14 protein-coding genes are annotated in these 21,124 nt (G+C 71.6%); 10 read left to right on the forward strand and 4 right to left on the reverse strand.

Going from position 1 to position 21,124, the window contains the following annotated elements; genetic code table 11:
* Positions 1-40: 40 nt before the first annotated feature.
* From QSK39_RS46140 to QSK39_RS46155, 4 genes are all read left to right on the forward strand, one after another.
* Positions 41-1,114 carry a LacI family DNA-binding transcriptional regulator gene (locus QSK39_RS46140; RefSeq protein WP_285484159.1) on the forward strand — a complete coding sequence of 358 codons (1,074 nt, stop codon included), beginning with the start codon at positions 41-43 and terminating at the stop codon, positions 1,112-1,114.
* 431 nt (positions 1,115-1,545) lie between these two features.
* Complete coding sequence (locus QSK39_RS46145; RefSeq protein ID WP_285484160.1) at positions 1,546-5,307, forward strand: GH92 family glycosyl hydrolase; 3,762 nt, start codon at positions 1,546-1,548, stop codon at positions 5,305-5,307.
* Between the two features lie 18 nt (positions 5,308-5,325).
* Complete coding sequence (locus QSK39_RS46150; RefSeq protein ID WP_285484161.1) at positions 5,326-6,429, forward strand: DUF5005 domain-containing protein; 1,104 nt, start codon at positions 5,326-5,328, stop codon at positions 6,427-6,429.
* An 11-nt stretch (positions 6,430-6,440) separates the two neighbouring features.
* Positions 6,441-10,034 (forward strand): discoidin domain-containing protein, encoded by a 3,594-nt coding sequence (locus QSK39_RS46155; protein ID WP_285484162.1) that lies wholly within the window; start codon positions 6,441-6,443, stop codon positions 10,032-10,034.
* Between the two features lie 12 nt (positions 10,035-10,046).
* Here QSK39_RS46155 and QSK39_RS46160 read toward each other — a convergent pair whose 3' ends face one another.
* A complete protein-coding gene (locus QSK39_RS46160; RefSeq protein ID WP_285484163.1) occupies positions 10,047-11,069 on the reverse strand; it encodes a LacI family DNA-binding transcriptional regulator in 1,023 nt (340 codons plus the stop codon).
* Positions 11,070-11,277: 208 nt separating this feature from the next.
* Here QSK39_RS46160 and QSK39_RS46165 point away from each other — a divergent pair, with 208 nt between their 5' ends.
* The 6 genes from QSK39_RS46165 to QSK39_RS46190 are packed head-to-tail and all read left to right on the forward strand — an operon-like array spanning position 11,278 to position 18,981.
* On the forward strand, positions 11,278-12,927 hold the full coding sequence (locus QSK39_RS46165; protein WP_285484164.1) for an ABC transporter substrate-binding protein: 1,650 nt from the start codon (positions 11,278-11,280) through the stop codon (positions 12,925-12,927).
* A complete protein-coding gene (locus QSK39_RS46170) occupies positions 12,928-13,926 on the forward strand; it encodes an ABC transporter permease (protein ID WP_285484165.1) in 999 nt (332 codons plus the stop codon).
* Positions 13,923-14,819: an ABC transporter permease gene (locus QSK39_RS46175; protein ID WP_285484166.1), complete on the forward strand. Its 897-nt coding sequence runs from the start codon at positions 13,923-13,925 to the stop codon at positions 14,817-14,819. The genes QSK39_RS46170 and QSK39_RS46175 overlap by 4 nt, the downstream gene beginning before the upstream one ends.
* Positions 14,816-15,802, forward strand: a complete 987-nt coding sequence (locus QSK39_RS46180; protein ID WP_285484167.1) for an ABC transporter ATP-binding protein — start codon at positions 14,816-14,818, stop codon at positions 15,800-15,802. Before QSK39_RS46175 ends, QSK39_RS46180 begins: the two co-directional genes overlap by 4 nt.
* Positions 15,799-16,548 (forward strand): ABC transporter ATP-binding protein, encoded by a 750-nt coding sequence (locus QSK39_RS46185; RefSeq protein ID WP_285484168.1) that lies wholly within the window; start codon positions 15,799-15,801, stop codon positions 16,546-16,548. The genes QSK39_RS46180 and QSK39_RS46185 overlap by 4 nt, the downstream gene beginning before the upstream one ends.
* 30 nt (positions 16,549-16,578) lie before the next feature.
* Positions 16,579-18,981, forward strand: a complete 2,403-nt coding sequence (locus QSK39_RS46190) for a glycoside hydrolase family 2 protein (RefSeq protein ID WP_285484169.1) — start codon at positions 16,579-16,581, stop codon at positions 18,979-18,981.
* A 6-nt stretch (positions 18,982-18,987) separates the two neighbouring features.
* On the opposite strand, the gene QSK39_RS46195 is transcribed toward QSK39_RS46190, so the two are convergent.
* The 3 genes from QSK39_RS46195 to QSK39_RS46205 all read right to left on the reverse strand — a co-directional run bounded on the left by QSK39_RS46195 (position 18,988) and on the right by QSK39_RS46205 (position 21,076).
* Positions 18,988-19,377 carry an MmpS family transport accessory protein gene (locus tag QSK39_RS46195; RefSeq protein WP_285484170.1) on the reverse strand — a complete coding sequence of 130 codons (390 nt, stop codon included), beginning with the start codon at positions 19,375-19,377 and terminating at the stop codon, positions 18,988-18,990.
* A gap of 72 nt (positions 19,378-19,449) precedes the next feature.
* A complete protein-coding gene (locus QSK39_RS46200; protein ID WP_285484171.1) occupies positions 19,450-20,439 on the reverse strand; it encodes a glycoside hydrolase family 26 protein in 990 nt (329 codons plus the stop codon).
* 181 nt (positions 20,440-20,620) lie between these two features.
* Positions 20,621-21,076: a MarR family winged helix-turn-helix transcriptional regulator gene (locus QSK39_RS46205; RefSeq protein ID WP_285484172.1), complete on the reverse strand. Its 456-nt coding sequence runs from the start codon at positions 21,074-21,076 to the stop codon at positions 20,621-20,623.
* Between the last annotated feature and the right edge of the window lie 48 nt (positions 21,077-21,124).

A 21,124-nucleotide genomic window follows, 5' to 3' on the forward strand; every position in this document is an offset into this window, starting at 1 on the left:
TTGCCCGACAAAGGCTCCGGGGCTGAGGTAGGGTGCCGCCGTGACGCGAGCCTCGGATGCGCAGCGCCCGGCGGGCGGCCGGCGTGGACCGGCGCCCACCGGGCGGCCCACCATGCGCGACGTCGCGTCGGCCGCGTCCGTGAGCGTCAAGACCGTGTCGCGGGTGGTGCACAACTACCCGTTCATCAGCGACGACGTGCGCGGGCGCGTCCAGGCCGAGATCCGCAGGCTCGGGTTCCGGCCCAACGGCAACGCCGTGGGCCTGCGGCGGACCGACCGGCCCGCCGGCGGCATCGGCGTGCTCGCCGCGGACCTGGCCGACCCGTTCTACGCGGGGATGCTCAGCGCGATCGAGCAGGTCAGCACCGCGCGGTCGTTCACCACCCTGGTCGCCAGCTCGGACGAGGACCCGGCGCGGGAGCGCGGGCTGCTCGGCACGTTCGTCGAGCGCCGCCTCGACGGGCTCATCGTGGTGTCGGCCGACCTCCGGCACGACCACCTGCGCCCGGAACTGGACGTCGGCACCCGGATGGTGTTCGCCGACCGCCCCCCGCGGCGGCTGCCGGTGGACTGCGTGCTGGCCGCGCACGCCGAGGGCGCCGGGCAGGCCGTGACGCACCTGCTCGGCCAGGGGCATCGGGCGATCGCGTACGTCGGCCACTCCCCCGTGATCCACACGGCACGGGAACGGCTGCGCGGGTTCCGCGCCGCACTGGCCGAGGCGGGTCTCGAACCACGCGCGGTCCGCACGGACGCGGTCGACGCGGCGGCCGCCCACCGGGCCGCCGCCGAGCTGCTGGCCGCGGACGACGCCCCGACGGCGCTGTTCGCCGACAACCCCCGCCTCGTCGGCGGAGTGGCCCGGGCGATCGCCGAGTCGGCCGCGCCGCGCACGGCACTGGTGGCGTTCGACGACTCGGAGCTGGCCCAGGTGCTGGGCGTGACGGTGGTGGCGCAGGACCCCCGCGAGCTGGGCAGGCGGGCGGCCGAGCTGCTGTTCGCCCGCCTCGACGGAGAGCGTTCCCGGCCACGCCGGGTGGTGCTGCCGACCACGCTGGTGCCGCGCGGCTCCGGCGAAGGTCTCGGGGTCGCGTTGCGCTCCAGCGGAGCCTGAGCCGCCGGCCACCACCACGCCACGCGGTCGCCCCCGGGCCGCGGCGGTCGCCCCCGGGCCGCGGCGGTCGCTCGTCCTGGCGGGCACTTCCCACCCCGCGGAGTCGCCCCCCCGCTCCCGGCCCGAAGCACGCACGCCTCCCGCCGGGCACCCCAAACCCGCGAACCCACCCGAACCCGCTCCCGGCCCGCAGCGCGCACCCCTCCTGGCAGGCACTCCCACCCCCGCGGACCCACCCGAAACCCCGTCACAAACCCGCGCCAAGGCACTCGGCCGGTCGGCGAAACCCGCGCCGGGCAGCGGTTCTGTCCAGTCCTGGCCATTGACAACGCTGACAATGCCGTCCGAGACTGGGCCGCGTTGCCAACGTTGTCAATCCGCACCCGGACACACGTCGGCGCCTGCCCCGCCCGATCTCCGAGGGAGCTCCCGTGGCCGTCCTCCGCCGCCGCCTGGTTCCGTTCGCCGCCGTTCTCGCGATCGCCGCCGCGGCGACCGCCGCTCCGCCCGCCGGTGCCGCGCCGTCGTCGTTCCGGACCTCCTTCGAGGCCGCCGACCCCGCGCCGACCTGGCAGAACACCCCCGACACCCCCGCGCGCGGCGTCGCCCCGGGCGCCGGGTTGCCCGGCGAGGTCACCCCGACCGCGGTCACCGGGACCGGCACACCGGACCACGACGCCGCCAAGGCGACCGACCACAACCCCGCCACCACCTGGCAGGCCCCCGCACCCCACGGCACCCTGACCGCCGACCTCACCGGCACCATCACCACCTACACCCTCACCGCGGCAGCCGACAGCCCCGCCCGAGACCCGCGCGCCTGGACCCTGCAAGGCTCCGACGGAACGCACTGGCAGACCGTCGACGACCGCCGCGACCAGGACTTCACCCAGCGCGGCCAGACCCGCGTCTTCACCGTCGCGCACCCCGGCGCCTACCGGCACTACCGCCTCGCCGTCACCGCCGACCACGGCGACGGCACCCTCCAGCTGGCCGAGATCGCGTTCGGCATCCCGGCAGAACCGGGTATGACGGCCGAGGTAGGCGACGGCCCGGCGTCAGGCCCCACCGTCAAGCCCCACCTCGGCTTCAGCGGCACCCACTCGCTGCACTACGAGGGCTGGCAGCCCGGCGCCCGCGGCACCGCGACCGACAAGCTCTACGACGTCGACGTGCCGGTCCGCCACACCACCCGACTGTCCTATGTGGTCTTCCCCGAGTTCACCGGCAACGACACCGCCTATCCGAGCACGTACGTCGCCCTCGACCTGGCCTTCACCGACGGCTCACGGCTCAGCGGGCTGCCCGTCACCGACCAGAACGGCGTCCGTCTCACCGCCGGCGAGCAGGGCGCGGCGAAGACCCTGCACACCGGGCAGTGGAACCAGGTGACCGCCGACCTCGGCGCGGTCGCGGCGGGCAAGACCGTCGACCGCGTGCTGCTGACCTGGGCCGGTCCGGGCGCACCCGCGCACTTCGCCGGCTGGGTCGACGACGTCGCGATCGCCGACGCCCCCGCCGGCTCGTGCGCCGACCGGCACCTGACCGAGTGCGCCGTGACCACCCGCGGCACCAACTCCTCCGGCGACTACTCGCGCGGGGCCACCATCCCCGCCACCGCGCTGCCGCACGGCTTCAACTTCTGGTCGCCGGTCACCGACGCGTCGTCCACCGGCACGATCTACCAGTACCTGCGCGACAACACCCCGGCCGGACGTCCCGCGATCCAGGCGTTCTCGGTGAGCCACGAGCCGAGCCCGTGGGTCGGCGACCACCAGACGTTCCAGGTCATGCCGTCCACTTCGGACACTCCAGCGTCGGCGGACCGGGCCCGACGCGCGCTGACCTTCAGCCACGACAACGAATCCGCGCGGCCGGACCGTTACGGCGTCACCTTCGACAACGACCTGAGCACCGAGATGACGCCCACCGACCACGCCGCCGTCCTCCGGTTCACGTTCCCCGCGGGCGGCGACAGCCTGATCTTCGACAACGTCGACAACCGCGCCGCCGTCACGGTCGACCCGGCGAAGGGCACAGTCACCGGCTACTCCGACGTCAGCGGCTTCTGGGGCGCCCCAAGGATGTTCGTCTACGCCACCTTCGACCGCCCGATGACCACGTCCGGCCCGCTGACCGGTGGCAGTGGGACAGGCGCCTTCGCGGGCTTCTCCCTCGGCCGCGACCGGACGCTGACGATGCGCGTGGCGACGTCGTTCCTGAGCGTCGACCAGGCGAAACACAACCTCGAGCTGGAAGTCAACGGCCGCGGCTTCGACCAGGTCCGCGCCGACGCGCAGCGGACGTGGGACCGGCAGCTGGGCGTGATCACCGTGGACGGCGCCACCCAGGACCAGCTGACCTCGCTGTACTCGAGCCTCTACCGGCTCAACCTCTACCCGAACGAGCTGGCCGAGAACACTGGCACCGCCGCGAAGCCGGACTATCGCTACGCCAGCCCGTACTCCCCCAACGCCGGCGCGAACACGCCCACGACCACCGGTTCCACGATCAAGGCCGGCCAGCCGTACGCCAACGAGGGCTTCTGGGACACCTACCGCAGCGCCTGGTCGCTGAACTCGCTGCTCTACCCGGGCCAGACCGGCAAGATGGTCGACGGGTTCGTGCAGCAGTACCGTGACGGCGGCTGGCTCGGCCAGTGGACCGCGCCCGGCTACCTCGGCTTCAGCGGCACCAGTTCCGACGTCGCGATCGCCGATGCCTACCTGCGCGGCGTCACGAACTTCGACGTCGCCTCGGCCTACGAAGCCGCGGTCAAGAACGCGATGGTGCCGTCGTCCGGGCTGACCGGGCGCCCCGACGTCCAGCGCACGACGTTCCTCGGGTACACGCCGTCCGAGACGGGGTCGAGCGCGTCGGCGTCGCTGGAGGACTGGATCGCCGACCACGGCATCGCGCAGATGTCGCAGAAGCTCTACCAGACGAGCAAGCCGAACGATCCGAAGCGCGACGAATACCTGACCAACTACCACTACTTCACCGACCGCTCCGGCAACTACGAGAAGCTGTTCGAGCCGAAGACGGGGTTCTTCCAGCCGAAGACCGCCGCAGGTGACTGGGCGCACGCGGCCGGGACGTACAACCCCCTGGACTGGAACGCGGGCGACTACACCGAGGGCAACGGCTGGACGTACGCGTTCTCCGTGCCGCAGGACGGCGCCGGCCTCGCCGCGCTCTACGGCGGCCGCGCGGGACTCGCGACCAAGCTCGACCAGTTCTTCGCGACTCCGGAAACCGCGCAGTACGGCGGCGGCTGGGGCGGGCCGTACCACGAGATGTTCGAGGGCCGCGACGACCAGTTCGGCCAGTGGGCGTTCAACGACCAGCCCGCGATGCACGTGCCCTACACGTACGACTACGTCGGGCAGCCGTCGAAGACCGCCGCACTCACCCGAGCGGCACTCGCGCGGTCGTTCACCGGCAGCGCCATCGGGCAGGGCTACCCCGGCGACGAGGACAACGGCTCGATGTCGGCCTTCTACGTGATGAACGCCCTCGGCTTCTACCCGCTGCAGAGCGGTTCGCCGACGTTCGCGGTCGGCTCGCCGCTCTACGACCGCGCGACGCTGCACCTGGAGAACGGCCGCACGCTCGTGATCGACGCGCACGGCAACTCCGCGCGCAACGTCTACGTCCAGGCGATGAGCGTGAACGGGCGCCCGACGAGCCGCACCTGGGTGAGCCACGACGACCTCGCGCGCGGCGGCCGGATCGACTTCGTGATGGGTTCGCGGCCGTCGGCCTGGGGCACCGGGCCGCAGGACGCTCCGCCGTCCACGACGGGCGACCCGCAGCAGGACTTCACCGGACCGGGGACGTCCACTGTGGACGCCCTGGTGGACAACACTTCCGCCACCGTCGCCGATCTGCCCGCAACCGGGAGCGTCACCTTCACCTTGCCCGCCGCGCACCGCGTCGAGCAGTACACGGTGACCGCGGGAACGGCGGCCGGGAACGACCCGGCGGCGTGGACGCTGTCCGGGTCGGCCGACGGCACCCACTGGACCACGCTGGACCGGCGGCAAGCGCAGACGTTCGCGTGGCGCCAGGAAACGCGAGTCTTCACCCCGGCGCAAACCGGCGCTTACCAGTACTTCCGCCTCGACTTCGCCGCCGCGCCCGGCGCGGCCAAGACGTCCGTCGCCGAAGTCGAACTGCTCGGTCACCGCTGACCACGAAAGGATCGGCTCATGAAGTTCCGCCGCACCCTGGCACTGTCCGCTGCCGTCACCGCCTCCCTCGCCGTCGCCGGGCCCGCCGCGGCGACCGACCGTCCACTTCGGATCGTCGGCGCGACCGCCGACACCGCGCTCACCCAGCGCTGGCAGGACTTCGGCCGCCGTCCCGGCGTCGGCTGGGCCGCGGCCGACGGCACCTACTCGACCCGGCTGCCGTCCGGTTTGGACGTCTGGCTGTACAACGACACCTTCTTCGGTCCCGTGCGGGCCGACGACAGCCTGCCCGAGTCGTCGCCGTTCACGCACAACTCGGCCGTACTGTCCACACCGGACGCGAAGCACATCCTCACCACGATCGCGCCCGGGCCGCCCGGACACCCGAAGTCCTTGGTCGGGCCGACCCCGAACAGCCCGGGTGAGCCGAACGACTACTGGTACTGGAACGGCGACGGCATCGTCGACGGCGGCAAGCTGCGCGTCATCGAGTTCGAGCAGGCACCGACCGACGACCCGCCGCCGTTCAACTTCGCCTGGACGAAGACCAAGCTCGCGACACTCGATCCGTACACGTTCCGGCTGGAGAAGCTCACCGACGTGGCTTCGGTCGGCAACGTGCAGTGGGGCACCGAGCTGATGCGCGACGGCGCGTGGACCTACATCTACGGCGTCGAGGGCGAAGGCTTCACGAAGTACCTGCACGTCGCCCGCGCCCCGATCGGCCGGCTCGACGGGCCGTGGCAGTTCCGGACCGCGACCGGCTGGACGGGCGACCCGGCGGCGTCGGCGCGGCTGCTCGGCAACGTCGGCAGCTCGTTCGGCGTGACGCCCGTCGGCGGCGAGTACCTGCTCACGACGTTCGGCTCGGGCCTGGAAAGCACCATCCACGCCTACCACGCGACCAGTCCGGTCGGCCCGTTCACCGGCGGCGAGACGATCTACACCGCCCCCGAAGCCGGGAACGGGCGCTACACCTACAACGTCGCAGCGCACCCCGAGATCAGCAAGCCCGGGGAGCTCGTCATCTCCTACAACACCAACAGCGAGAAGCTGGCCGACCTCTACGCGAACATCGACAACAACCGCCCCCGGTTCGTCGACCTCAAGCTCTCCCGATAGAAGTCCCGGCCGTGAGCGGTCTGTCCCGTCGTACGTTCCTGCAGTCCAACGCCGTCCTGCTCGCCGCGCTCGGGGTGCCGGCCGCGCTCCCCGCCGCGGCCGAGGCCCAGCAGGCGACCGACCTGGCCCGGTACCGGCCGGTGACGGTGTCCTCCACGGCGTACGCGCCGACGCCGGCGTGGTTCGCCGTGGACGGCCTGGCCGAGACCGGCGTGAAGGGTTCAGGGTGGCGAGCGGGCGCGGGTGATCCACAATGGATCGCCGTGGACCTGCAGGCCGCCTGCCGGATCGAGTCGGTGGTGCTGGTGTTCGAGGCGACCGCCACGGACCCGGTGTTCACCCCGGCGTCCGGGATCAACCCGTTCCTGAACACCACCGGCTGGGAGGTGCTGTCCAGCTGCGCGGTCGCGTTCGACCTCGACGTCTCGGCCGACGGGCACACCTGGCAGACCGTCCACACGGCCACCGATTCCCCCGGTGGCCGGGTCGAGATCGCGTTGCAGAAGCCGATCACGGCCCGCTGGGTCCGGCTCACCGCCAAACAGCAGGCGAACGCGAACCCCTTGGGAGTCAACGCTTTCGAGGTGTACGGCCGGTCCGACCGCCCGCGGCCGGACGCCACCGGCTGGACCGACTGGGGCCGCCACACCACCCGGCCACCCGGGCTGGTCACCGCTGCCGACGGCACGGTCGCGCTCGAGTCGGGCTGGACGCTGACCATGGACTCGCGACTGCCGTCCGCCGACGGCGCCACGCTCGCCCGCGCCGGTGTCGACACGTCGACCTGGCTGCCCGCGACCGTACCCGGCACCGTCCACACAGCACTGGTCGAGCAGGGCAAGCTGCCGGAGCCGACGTCCGGGTTCGGCAACATGCGCGCGCCGGAAGCGCTTTCGCGGCACAGCTGGTGGTACCGCCGCGAGTTCACGCTGCCCCGCGGGTTCGACGCCGGCCGCCGCGTCTGGCTGGAGTTCGACGGGATCGACCACCACGCCGAGGTCTGGGTCGACGGGACCGCCGTCGGCTCGCTCACCCACCCCGTGGCGCGCGCCGCGTTCGACGTCACCACGGCGTTGCGCGGGAAGGACGCGCACGCGCTGGCCGTGCGGATCGACCCGATGCCGCACCCGGGCAACCCCGGCGACAAGGGCCCGGACGGTGTCTCGACGTTGAACTCCAACGCCGAGCAGCAGGACCTGCCCGGCTACATCTCGATCAGCGGCTGGGACTGGATGCCCGGGGTCCGCGACCGCGGCGCGGGCATCTGGAACCACGTCCGGCTGCGCTCGACCGGCGACGCCGTGCTCGGCGAACCGCGCGTCGACACCCGGCTGCCGAACCTGCCGGACACGTCGGTCGCCGAGGTGACGCTGGTCGTGCCGGTGCGCAACGCGTCCTCGGCGGCCCGGACCGTGACCGTCGGCGCCGAGCTGGCGGGTGCGCGAGTCAGCCGGCGCGTGAACCTCGCGGCGGGCGCGTCGCTCGACGTCACGTTCAGCCCGGCGACCGACCCGGCGTTGCGGCTGCGGCGGCCGGAACTGTGGTGGCCCAACAGGTACGGCGACCCGAAGCTGCACCCGCTGACGACCACGGCTTCGATCGGCGCGCAGGTCAGCGACCGCCGGACCGTCCAGGTGGGACTGCGGCAGTTCGGCTACACCGCGACCCAGCCGATCGTGATCGACCCGGCCACGAACCACTCCGCACCCCAGACGGTGGAGTTCGACCGGACGACCGCGCGATACCTGCGGATCCAGGGCGGGAAACGCGCGACCGGGTACGGCATTTCACTGTGGACGCTGTCCGTTGCGGACGGCTCCGGGCCGGACCTGGCCCAGGGCAAGACCGCGACCGCGTCGTCGGAGGACAACGCGAACGACCAGGCCGGCAACGCCGTGGACGGGCGCGACGACACGCGCTGGTCGTCCGGCTACTCCGACAACCAGTGGATCCAGGTGGACCTGGGCGCGGCGGTGGCGTTCGACCACGTCGTGCTGACCTGGGAGACCGCGTACGCACTGACGTTCACCGTGCAGGTCTCCGACGACGGCGCGACCTGGCGCGACCTCAAGAAGGTCAGCAACTCCGGCACCCCGCTGCAGATCAGCGTCAACGGCGTGCGCGTGCTGGCCAAGGGCGGCAACTGGGGCTTCGACGAGCTGCTGCGCCGGGTGCTCCCCCACCGGATGGCCGACGCCGTCGCGCTGCACCGCGACATGAACTTCACGATGATCCGCAACTGGGTCGGGTCCAGCAACCGCGAGGAGTTCTTCGCCGCCTGCGACGAGAACGGCATCCTGGCGTGGAACGACTTCTGGGCCGGGGACGCGATCTTCCCGCCGGACAACGACGTCTTCCTCACCATCGCGACGGACACGGTCGTGCGCTACCGGCACCATCCGTCCATTGTGGTCTGGTGCGCCACCAACGAGAGCGACCCGCCCGCCGCGATGGACGCCGGGCTGCGGAAGATGCTCGCGGTGCAGCAGCCGGAGCTGTGGTACCAGGGCAACTCGGCAGGCGGCGTCGTCACCGGGCACGGGCCGTACTCGTGGATCGACCCCGCGCGCTACTTCGACGGTGACACGTACTCGATCGGCAGTTACGGCTTCCACAGCGAGATCGGCCTGCCGACCGTGCCGGTCGCGGAGAGCATGCGGCGCCTGGCCGGCGACCAGCCGTCGTGGCCGATCGGCGACGTCTGGTTCCACCACGACTGGTGCACCCGCGGCGGCCAGAACCCGGACACCTACCGCGGCGCGATCGAGGACCGCTTCGGGCCGGGGACGTCGCTCGACGACTTCTGCGCGAAGGCCCAGCTGGTCAACTACGAGAGCATGCGGGCGATCTTCGAGGCCTACAACGCGGCGCTGTGGGACGACGCGTCGGGCGTGCTGCTGTGGATGTCGCACCCGGCGCACCACAGCACGGTCTGGCAGACCTACGACTACGACCTCGACACCAACGGCAGCTTCCACGGGGCCCGCAAGGGCTGCGAGCCGCTTCACGTGCAGGCGAGGCTGTCGGACTGGCAGGTGCACGCGGTCAACCAGACCGCACGGAACCTCGACGGCGCCACGGTGCACGCCGAGCTGTTCGACCTGCGCGGACGCCCGCTCGGCACCCCGGTGACCGCCGCGGTCTCGGTGCCCGCGTCCTCGGTCGCGACGGCCTTCACGGTCCCGTTCACCGCTGCCCTGCCCGCCCTGCACCTGCTGCGCCTGCGCCTGGTCGGCCGGGACGGCGCCGAGCTGTCCCGCAACGTCTACTGGCGCTACCGCACCCCGGCGGACGCCCGGGAGCTGACCAGGACGCCGGCCGACATCTCCCTGCACGCCGGCCCGGTCCGGCGCGACGGCGACCGGAGCGAGGCCGTGGTGACCCTGCGCAACACGGGCCGCGTGGTCACCGCGGGCGCCCGCGTCTCGGCCCGCGACGCCCGCACCGACGACCGGATCCTTCCGTTGCGCTGCAGCGAAAACTACCTGTGGCTGCTCCCCGGCGAGACGGCCGCGGTGACGGTGTCGTGGCCGTCCCGCGCCCTCCCGTCGGGCCGCCCGCGGTTCGTGGTGGAAGGGGTGAACGTCCCGCGCCGCACCAGCTGACGCCGAGGACCGTCACGAATCCAGCGGCGCCCGGGCGGTGCTGGCGCGGGGCATCAAGATCGGCGCCGGCGCCTGGACGTGCTCGGCCGCGCCCACCGCCAGGACCTCGTTCAGCGTCTCGATCGCCAGCACGCCGTGCTGGGTGATGTGCCGGTCCAGCGCGGTCACGGCCGGGCGGACCAGCCGGCACAATGCCGAGTCGTCCCAGGACACAATGGACAGCTCCGCCGGCACCGAGATGCCCATCTCCTGGGCCGCGGCCATCGCCGAGAGCGCCATCACGTCGTTGTCGAAGATCACCGCCGTCGCCCGGTTGCGCTCCGACAGCAGGCGCCGCGCGGCCCGGGCGCCGCTGTCGCCCGAGTAGTCGCCGTGGACGGTCTTCGACCACTCCAGCTGGTGCGTCCCGGCCGCCTTGGTGAACGCCTCGTCGCGGCGGAGCGTGTGCGCGAACCGGTCCGGGCCGGCCACCCGGGCGATCCGGCGGTGCCCGAGCGCCGCGAGGTAGCCGACTGCCTCCTCCATCGGGGCCGCGTCGTCGGCCCACACGCACGGCACCTCGGCCGACTCCGGGTAGCCGAGCGCGACGGCGGGCAGCCCGATCTCGGCCAGCACGCCGGTGCGGATGTCGTTCTCGTGCAGGTCGACCACGATGACGCCGTCGACCCGCCGCTCGGCCCACCAGCGGCGGTAGGTCTCGATCTCGGCGTCCCGGTCGTCGGTGACGGCCAGCATCAATGCCGTCGACGGGTCCGAGCGCAGCGCCATCTCGATGCCGGAGACCAGCTGCATGAAGAACGGCTCGATGCCGAGCACCTGGGCGGGCCGGTCGACGATCAGCCCGATCGCGCCGGATCGGGAGCGGGTCAGCGCGCGGGCGGCGGTGCTGGGCCGCCAGCCCATCCGGTCGGCGATCTCCAGCACGCGCTCGCGCGTCGCCGCCGACACCCCGGGCTTCCCGTTGAGCGCGTAGGACACCGCCCCCGTCGACACCCCGGCCGCGTCCGCGATGTCCGAGATGGTCAGCCGCTTCATCGCGCTCCTTCACTCAATCGCTTCACCACGCACGAGGCTACCCGGAGCTCGCCGCCGTCCATTGACATGACGTGACCGAGGTTACAAGATGTGAAGCGCTTAACCCAGGCTTGCCCCCGATCGCCGCCTGACGACACCGAGCTCTCCCGGCGCCCAGTCAGCGTGGCCGCCCGTGACGTTAACCGCTTAAGCACCTCCTGGAGTCCCCATGAAGGCCGGAAGGCACCGCCGCCTGCTCGCCCCCGCCGCCGTCGCCGTCGCGCTCGGCCTCGCCCTGAGTTCGTGCTCCAGCACCGCGACCGGCACCGACGGCGTGATCATCACGGCCAACACCGGCGCGTCGGGGGCGTTCGTCCGCAACTTCAACCCGTTCCTGCCCAACCAGGCCCAGGCGGGGTACGGCGGCACGATCTACGAGTCGCTGCTGTTCTTCGACATGGCCGAGCGGCGCCCGCCGGTGCCGCAGCTGGCCACGTCCGCGACCTTCTCCCCCGACGGCCGGACGCTCACCGTCACCACCCGCGACGGCGTCAAGTGGCAGGACGGCCAGGCCTTCACCGCCCAGGACGTCGCCTTCACCTTCGACGCCATGATCAAGCACCCCGAGCTGAACACCAACGGGCTGACGCTCGCCGCCGCGACCGCGCCGGACGACCACACCGCGAAGATCACCTTCGCGCAGCCCGCGTTCAACCAGCTGTGGGGCGCGGCGGGCCGCACCCTGATCGTGCCGAAGCACGTCTGGGAGAAGATCGCCGACCCCGCCACGGAGCTCAACCCGAACCCGGTCGGCACCGGGCCGTTCACCCTCGACTCGTTCTCCCCGCAGACTTTCCTGCTCAAGAAGAACCCGAGCTACTGGGAGCCGGGCAAGCCGGCCATCGACGGCGTCCGGTTCATCTCCTTCAGCGACAACACGAGCGCGAACCAGTCGCTGCTGGCCGGGAAGATCGACTGGGGCAACACCTTCGTGCCCGACCCGCAGAAGAACTGGGTCGCCAAGGACCCGAAGACCCACCTCGTCCCGTCGGCCGGGATCTACCAGACCAGCCTCGTGCCCAACCTGACGAGCTGGCCGACGAACGACCTCGCCGTGCGGCAGGCGATGAACCTGGCGCTGGACCGCAAGCGGATCGTCGACACCGTCTACTTCGGAATCGCGAAGGTGCCCAGCCCCGAACTGCTGCAGACCCCGCGGGACGACGGCTTCCGGATCACCGGCCCGGTCACCCGCGACCCCGCCGCCGCGCGGGCCGCGCTGGAGAAGGCCGGGTACACCCGCGGCGGAGACGGCGTCTACGTCGACCAGGGCGGCCGCCGCCTCGAAGTCGCGATCAAGGTCGTCACCGGCTACACCGACTACATCCAGGCCCTGCAGCTGATGCAGCAGCAGCTCGCCGAGGCCGGGATCGCGCTGACCGTGCAGCAGGTGTCCAGCGCCCAGTTCAACTCCGACCGCTCCACCGGCACCTTCCAGCTCCTCATCGACGGCCTCGGCGGCAAGCCCGACCCGTACCAGCTCTACAACCAGGTGCTCGCGACCGCGACCACCGCGCCGATCGGGCAGAAGGCCGCGTCGAACTGGTCGCGCTTCTCCGACCCGCAGGTCGACGCCGCGCTGAGCGCGATGGCCGGCACCGACGACCAGGCCGTGCTCAAGCAGCGCGCCCAGGAGATCGCCCGGGTCATGCTCGACAAGCTGCCCTACGTCCCGATCTTCCAGAACAGCCCGAACGCGACGTTCCTCGCCACGAAGGTCACCGGCTGGCCGACCGACGACAACGCCTACGCGCTCTCGCGGGCCGACAGCTTCCCCGACACCGGGTTCGTCGCCAAGAACCTGAAGCCGGTCAAATAGATGCGGTTCCTCGGCAAGAAGCTGCTGTTCTACGCGGTCGCGCTGCTCGCGGCGCTGTCGCTGAACTTCCTCATCCCCCGCCTCGCGCCGGGCAACCCGGTGGACGCGGTGCTGGCCCGGCAGTCGTCGATGGCGCCGGTCTCCCCGGAGGCGCGGCATTCGCTGGAACTGCTGCTGGGCGTGAACGACCAGCCGCTGTGGCAGCAGTACCTGCGCTACCTCGGGCAGATCTTCTCCGGCGACCTCGGCCGTTCGGTGACGTTCTTCCCGGCGCCGGTCGGCGACATCATCGGCCAGGCCCTGCCGTGGACGCTGGGCCTGGTCGGCGTCGCGACGGTCGTGTCGTTCACGCTCGGCATCGCCCTCGGCGCGCTGGCCGGGTGGTTCCGCCGCGGGGTCGTGGACTCGCTCGTCGCGGGCTCCACGATGCTCGCCGCCATCCCCTACTTCTGGCTCGCGCTGGCCGCGTTGTACTTCCTGTCGGCCGGCCTGGGCTGGTTCCCGCTCGGCCTCGGCTACGACGTCGAGATCGAGCCCGGCTGGTCGGGCGAGTTCGTCGGCAACGTCGTCTACCACGCGCTGCTGCCGGCGCTCACGATCGTCGTCAGCTCACTGGCCGGGTGGCTGCTGGGGATGCGGAACATGATGGTGTCCACGATGGGCGAGGACTACGTCGTCACCGCGCAGGCGAAAGGCCTCAGCCTCCGCCGGGTGATGGTCACCTACGCCGCCCGCAACGCCGTCCTGCCGAGCGTCTCCGGGGTCGCGGTGTCGCTCGGGTTCGTCGTCGGCGGCGCGATCGTCACCGAAGCCGTGTTCTCCTACCCCGGCATCGGGTTCACGCTGCTGCAGGCGGTCCGCAACAGCGACTACCCGCTGATGCAGGGCATCTTCCTGATCATCACCCTCGCGGTGCTCGGCGCGAACCTCCTGGTCGACCTGCTCTACGCGGTCATCGACCCGCGCGTGCGCACCACGGCGAAAGCAGGTGCCCGATGACCCAGGCCGTCATCACGCCCGTCCGCGCCACCGGGCGCGTCTCCGCCCTGACCCGGCGGCCGAAGTTCCTGCTCGGGGCGGGCATCGTGGGGCTCTACGCGCTCGTCGCGGTCGTCGGGCCGCTGCTGGTCGGCGACCCGCACGCGACCGGCGACGACCTCCTCGCCGGGCCGTCGGCGGCGCACCTGCTCGGCACCACCAACAACGGCCAGGACGTGTTCGCCCAGCTGATCGTCGGGTTCCGGTCGTCGCTGCTGGTCGGGTTGCTCGCCGGTACCGTCACGATGGTGCTGGCCGCGCTGGTCGGCGTGGTCGGCGGGTACGCGGGCGGCTGGGCCGACGAGGTGCTCAACCTGGTCGGCAACGTCTTCCTCGTCATCCCGGCGCTGCCGCTGATCGTGGTCGCCGCCAGCTACCTGCACTCCAGCGGGATCGCCGTGATCGCGCTGCTGATCGCGGTCACCAGCTGGGCCGCCTCTGCGCGGGTGCTGCGCGCCCAGACGGCGTCGCTGGCGCACCGGGACTACGTCGACGCCGTGCGCGCGTCGGGCGAACGCGCGTGGCGGATCGTCGTCGTCGAGATCCTGCCGAACCTCTATCCCATCCTGATCTCGCAGTTCGTGTTCGCGATGATCGGCGCGATCCTCGGTGAGGCCGGGCTGTCGTTCCTCGGGCTCGGGGACCTCAACTCCGTCACCTGGGGCACGATGCTGTTCTTCGCCCAGAACGGCGAGGCGCTCTCGCAAGGCGCGTGGTGGTGGTTCCTCCCGCCGGGCCTGTGCATCGCCGTGCTCGGCGCGGCCCTGACGCTGCTGAACATCGGCGTCGACGAACTGATCAACCCGCGGCTGCGCGTGCGGCGTCGCGGTGCTGTCCAGGGGGACATCCGATGACGCCGGTGCTCCAGGTACGCAACCTGCACGTCGACTACGAGACCGCCGCCGGGCCGGTGCACGCCGTCCGCGGGGTCGACTTGGACGTCCACCGCGGCGAACTCGTCGGCATCGTCGGTGAAAGCGGTTGCGGCAAAACGACGCTGGCCTACGCGATCACGCGGTTGCTGCGCGCTCCCGCCCGCCTGACCGCCGGCAGCGTCACCTTCCAAGGCGTGCACGACAGCACGCCGGTGTCGGTGACGGCGTTGACCGGCGCCGCGCTGCGGAAGTTCCGCTGGGACCGGATGTCCATGGTGTTCCAGGGCGCGATGAACGCCCTCAACCCGGTTCAGCGGGTGTCGGCGCAGCTGCAGGACCTCTTCCACGCGCACCGGCCGCAGCTGACCAAGGCCGAACGCCGGACGCGGGTGGGTGAGCTGCTGGACCTGGTCGGGCTGCCCGACCGCGTCGCCCGCTCGTACCCGCACCAGCTGTCCGGCGGGATGCGGCAGCGGGTGATGATCGCGATGGCCCTCGCGCTCGCCCCCGACGTCGTCGTGATGGACGAGCCCACCACCGCCCTCGACGTCCTCGTGCAGCGGGAAATCCTCGACGCGCTCTCCGAGCTGCGGCGGCGGCTCGGGTTCGCGGTCGTCTTCATCACCCACGACCTGTCCCTGCTGCTGGAGATCAGCGACCGCATCGCGGTGATGTACGCCGGGCGCGTCGTCGAACTCGGCGACAGCGTGAAGCTGCGGGAGAACCCCCGGCACCCGTACACCGCGGGTCTGCTGAACGCGTTCCCGACGCTGCGCTCGGAACGGCGCGACCGGCACGGCATCCCCGGCCACCCGCCGGACCTGTCGGTGCCGATCGCCGGGTGCGCGTTCGCCGACCGATGCGGGTTCGTCCGCCCGGAGTGCACCACGACCGACGTCACACTGCGGCCGGTCGGCGGCACCGACGTCGCCTGCCACCTCTACCAGGAGGTCTCGGCATGACCGAGCTGAGCGCGCACGACCTCGTGCGCGAATACTCCGGGCTCCGCGCGGTCGACGGGGTCAGCTTCACCGTGACGTCCGGGCAGACCCTGGCGCTGGTGGGCGCGAGCGGCAGCGGGAAGTCCACCATCGCGCGCATGCTGAGCGGGCTCGACCGGCCGACTTCCGGGACCATCACGATCGACGGCGAACCCCGCCGCCCCGGCTACCGGGCGTTGCGGGAGTATCGCAAGCACGTGCAGATGGTGTTCCAGGACCCGTTCGCCTCGCTCAACCCCGTCAAACCAGTGCACCACCAGCTGGCGCGGCCCCTGCGCGTCCACGGGCTCGACGGCGGCCGGCGGGCCGTGCTGGACCTGCTCGACCGCGTCCACCTGCGACCGGCCGACCGGTTCGCGGGCAAGCTGCCGCACGAGCTGTCCGGCGGGCAACGCCAGCGCGTCGCCATCGCGCGGGCCCTCGCACCCCGGCCGAAGGTGCTGCTCGCCGACGAACCGGTGTCCATGCTGGACGTCTCCGTGCGCCTGGACATCCTGAACCTGCTGGAAGAACTCAAGCGGGACAACGACCTCGCCGTCCTCTACATCACCCACGACCTCGCCACCGCCCGGCACTTCTCCGCCACGACGATGGTGCTGAACGCCGGGCGCGTCGTCGAGATCGGCGACTCCGACCAGGTCATCTTCCACCCGGCCGACGACTACACCCGCCGGCTCGCCGCCGCCGCGCCCGACCCGTGGCGCTGACCCCTCCCATCCACCAGAAGGGACCCACCCGTGCGGATCGACCTCGGCGCCCGCGACTGGACGCTGCGCGCCTGCGGACCTCTGACCCACGTCCCGATCGAGCTGGCCCGCCGGCTCGCCGAAGGGATCCCGGCGACCGTGCCGGGCACGGTGCACACCGACCTGCTCGCCGCCGGGCTCATCCCCGACCCGTACCTCGACCGCACCGAGAACGACCTGCAGTGGATCGGCCTCACGGGCTGGCGCTACGAAACGACGTTCGACCGCCTGGCCGAACCCGGCGTGGCCGAGCTGGTCTTCGACGGCCTGGACACGATCGCCGAGGTCGAGCTGAACCACCGCGTCATCGCCACCACGGCCAACATGCACCGCTCCTACCGCGTCCCGGTGACCGGCCTGCTGGCCGACGGCAACACCCTCGCGGTCACCTTCAGCTCCGCGGTGCGGTACGCCCGCGCGGAACGCAGTCGTCTCGGGGACCTGCCCAACCTGGGCAACGACGAGCCGTCGAACTTCATCCGCAAGATGGCCTGCAACTTCGGCTGGGACTGGGGTCCGAAGCTCGTCACCGCGGGTCTGTGGAAGACGGCGGCGATCGACGTCTGGGACGTCGGACGGCTGCGGCAGGTCCGGCCGCTGGTGACCGTGACCCCGTCGGGCGACGGTGTGGTCGAGATCCACGCCGACGTCGACGGCTCGGACGGTCTCGTGCTGCGGGCCCGAGTGGCCGGGGTTGAAGTGACCGGAGCCGCCGGGTCGCCGTTGTCGGTGCCGGTCGAGCAGCCGCGCCTGTGGTGGCCGCACAGCATGGGCGAGCAGCCGCTGTACCCGCTCACCGTCACCCTCGAGACGGCCGACGGATCCATTGTGGACACCTGGTCGCGGGAGATCGGCTTCCGCACGATCGAACTCGACGAGCGGGGTGGCGCGTTCACCTTCCGCGTCAACGGCGTCCCGCTGTTCGTCCGCGGCGCCAACTGGATCCCCGACGACTGCTTCCCGCACCGGGTGGACGCCGCCCGCTACGACCGCCGCGTCCGGCAGGCCACCGACGCCCGGATCGACCTGCTGCGCGTGTGGGGCGGCGGGATCTACGAGAGCGACGACTTCTACGCCGCCTGCGACCGGCGGGGAGTGCTGGTGTGGCAGGACCTCCTGTTCGCCTGCGCCGGTTATCCCGAGGAGGAGCCGTTGCGCGGCGAGGTCGAGGCCGAGGCCCGTGAGGCGGTCGTCCGGCTCGCGCCGCACCCGTCACTCGCGTTGTGGTGCGGCAACAACGAGAACTACATGGGCTGGTTCCACTGGGGCTGGCAGACCGAGCTGGCCGGCCGCGACTGGGGTGCCGGCTACTACGAGCACCTGCTGCCGGGCATCGTCGCCGAACTCGACCCGACCCGGCCCTACATCCCCGGCAGTCCCTGGTCCGGCGACCCGGCGCGGGACACCCAGGACGACGACCACGGCTGCGTGCACATCTGGGACGTCTGGAACGAGCGTGACTTCAGCGGCTACCTCGAGCGCGTCCCGCGGTTCGTCTCGGAGTTCGGCTGGCAGGCCCCGCCCGCGTGGTCGACGCTCACCGCCGCCGTCCACGACCACCCGCTGACCCCGGAGTCGCCGGGCCTCCTGCACCACCAGAAAGCCCGGGACGGCAACGGAAAGCTCGCCCGCGGCCTGGCGCACCACTTCGCGGCGCCGACGTCCACGGACGACTGGCACTACCTCACGCAGGTGACGCAGGCCCGCGCCATCCGGACCGGCATCGAGCACTTCCGCAGCCACCGGCCGCGGTGCATGGGCACGATCGTCTGGCAGCTCAACGACTGCTGGCCGGTGACGTCCTGGAGCGCGATCGACGGCGCGGAGCGTCGCAAGCCGCTCTGGTACGCCCTGCGCGACGCCTACGCCGACCGCCTGATCACCATCCAAGAGCGCGACGGCGCCCTCGTCGCGATCCTGGTCAACGACTCGGCTTCGGTGTGGGACACCCCCGTCGAACTGCGCCGGATCACCGTGGACGGCGAGATCCTCGCCAAGACGAGCACGACGGTTGCCGTGCCTCCGCGCGACACCATGACGCTGCCGTTCGGCGACGTCGCCGGGAGCCCGGCACAGGAACTGCTGGTCGCCGACACCGGCGCCGAGCGGGCGATCCGGTTCCTCGCCGACGACCTCGCCATCGCCTACCCCGAGCCCCGGTTCGCCACCGACGTCACCCGGACGGCAACGGGCTACGACCTCACGGTCACCGCCCGGACGCTGGTCCACGAGCTGGCCGTGTTCGCCGACCGGCTCGCGCCCGACGCGGAAGCGGACCACTGCCTGCTGACACTGCTGCCCGGGGATCACGCGACGATCAAGGTGTCGACGCGCTACCGGCTCGATCCGGCGAAGCTGACCGCTCCCCCGGTGCTGCGCTGCATCAACGACTGAAGGCGCTCACGAGTCGGTGGTCTTGGCGCACGACACGGGTTTCCCGGGCCCCGGCGCGGTGGCCCGGGCCAGCTCCTTCTGCGCGTCGAGCAGGATGCGGCAGGTGAGGGTGAGGTCCCCGGTCGGCGTGGCGGTGATCTCCGCCTTCTGGCCGGCGGTCACGACCACGTCCTGCTTCCACGGCACGCCGACCGGGCCCTGGACGGTCTGCTGCTTGATCTCGTCGTCGTAGCGGTTCGGCGAGTCCGCGTAGCCGACGTTCGCCAGCGTCCCGGCGCTCTGCCCGGTCACCTCGTAGGTGATGGCCCACGACTTGCCGCTCGGGTTGGAGCACGCCGCGACCCCGGCCAGCGCGCCGCAGAGAACCACCGTCCCGAGCACTGCGTTGATCTTCATACCCGGAACGGTAGAGGCCGCGCGCCGGCCCGGCATCGCACCGAAGACCGATCATCCGATAGTGCGATGGTCTTAGCCGCGCTGCATCTCGCCGAGCACCAGGACTCGCCCGTCGAAGTACGTGCGCTGGATGGCCGCGTTCGAGTTGCTGCCCTGCAGGTACTCCGACCACTCCATGAAGTACGTCCACTTCGGCTGCGACGCCAGCAGCTCCGGCGACGGGATGGTCCCGGTCTCCCCCAGCGCGATGGGCTTGCCGTGCGCGACGTTCAGCATCGCCTGGTAGTCCGACGCCGACGAGTTCGCCTTCATCCAGACGTCCAGCGCCGCGACGTCGACGTACGCGTCACCCGGGTAGTAGCTCGCGATCGAGCCCATGTTCACGTCCTTGACCGCCCAGTCCCAGACGATGCTCGTGAGTCCCTTGCCCACCAGGTAGTCGTGGGTGATCCGGTAGAGGCCGGCGCTGCCGCCGAGGCCCGGGCGCCCGCCCCACCACGCCCAGCCGTCGTTGAGCTCGTGCAGCGGCCGGAACAGCAGCTGGACGCCCGCGTTCTGCAGCTGCTGCAGGTACGGCACGACCTCGTCGAGGCGCGCCTTGTAGCGGTTGTTGAGGTTCGAGCCGTTCGTCATCAGCTCGCTCCACTGGGCGTCGCCGAGCTTGCTCAGCACCCCGGACGACCAGTCGCACGAGCTGCCCTGCGTGGGCGGGCACATGTGCCAGGTCATGGTGACGATCGCGCCGTGGCTCCACTCGAGCTTGGCCTGGTCGATCACCGCCTGCCGGTTGGCGACGTCCGAGCCGCCGAAGAAGAAGTCGCCGCCCCACAGACCGGGGTACTGGCCGGTGATGTCGTGCACTTTGCCGGTGTAGAACGACGGCTGGTTCGCGGGTTCCTTGTTGTGCTGCCCGGCGATCGTGTACTGCCCGGAGATCTGCTCGAGGTAGTTCAGGGTGCCACCGGCTCGGGGAGCGGCGACGGCGCCGGGCGCCGCCAGGGCCGTGGCGGCGAGCGCGGCCGAAGCGAGAGCGAGGCAGGTCTTGCGCAGACGTGGGGACACGGGCTGGCTCCTCTGCGTTGAGGATCGTATTAAGCGCTTAAGTCTGCCAGTGCACCTGTGCTGCCTGTCAAGAGATCCCGTGATGGTCCGTCAACCTTGTCCGGCTCGGTGACAATCCCGCTCGTCGGCAAGCGCCTGGGACTTAAGCGGTTGACAGCGCCGCGCGGCGCTGGCCCGCGGCTCAACGGCTTTCGTCGTCCTCGACGGTCTTCCGGCGGCGGGACCACGCGCCGGCGTCGGCGGCGTAGCGGACGAGCAGCCGCGCGAACTGCGCGCGATCCTCCGGCGACCAGGCGGCCGTGATGTCTTCGAACGCTTCGCGCTGCTCGGCGGCGAACCGGATTCGCTCGGCCTCGCCGCGTTCGGTCAGCTCGAGCACCGTCCGGCGGCCGTCCGCCTGGGACGCCGCCCGCCGCAGCAGGCCCTCGGCGATGCCGGCCGCGACCGTCCGGCTGGCCACCGGCTGCGCGACGCCCATCTCGGCGGCGAGCCCGCCGACCGTCAGCTCGCCCGGGGCGTCGGCGACCACGTTCAGCACCAGGTTGCGCGACAGGTCACGGCCCGAGGCCGGGGTGCGCCGGCGCAGCCGGGACAGGGCCGGCCCGATCCGGTCGAGCAGAAGGTCGTCACCACTCACCCCGTGGATCGTAGTACGCGGCGCATTTGCATACCAGTCGTCAACTGC

It is taken from the genome of Amycolatopsis sp. NBRC 101858 (assembly GCF_030269325.1).
Lineage (GTDB): Bacteria > Actinomycetota > Actinomycetes > Mycobacteriales > Pseudonocardiaceae > Amycolatopsis > Amycolatopsis ponsaeliensis.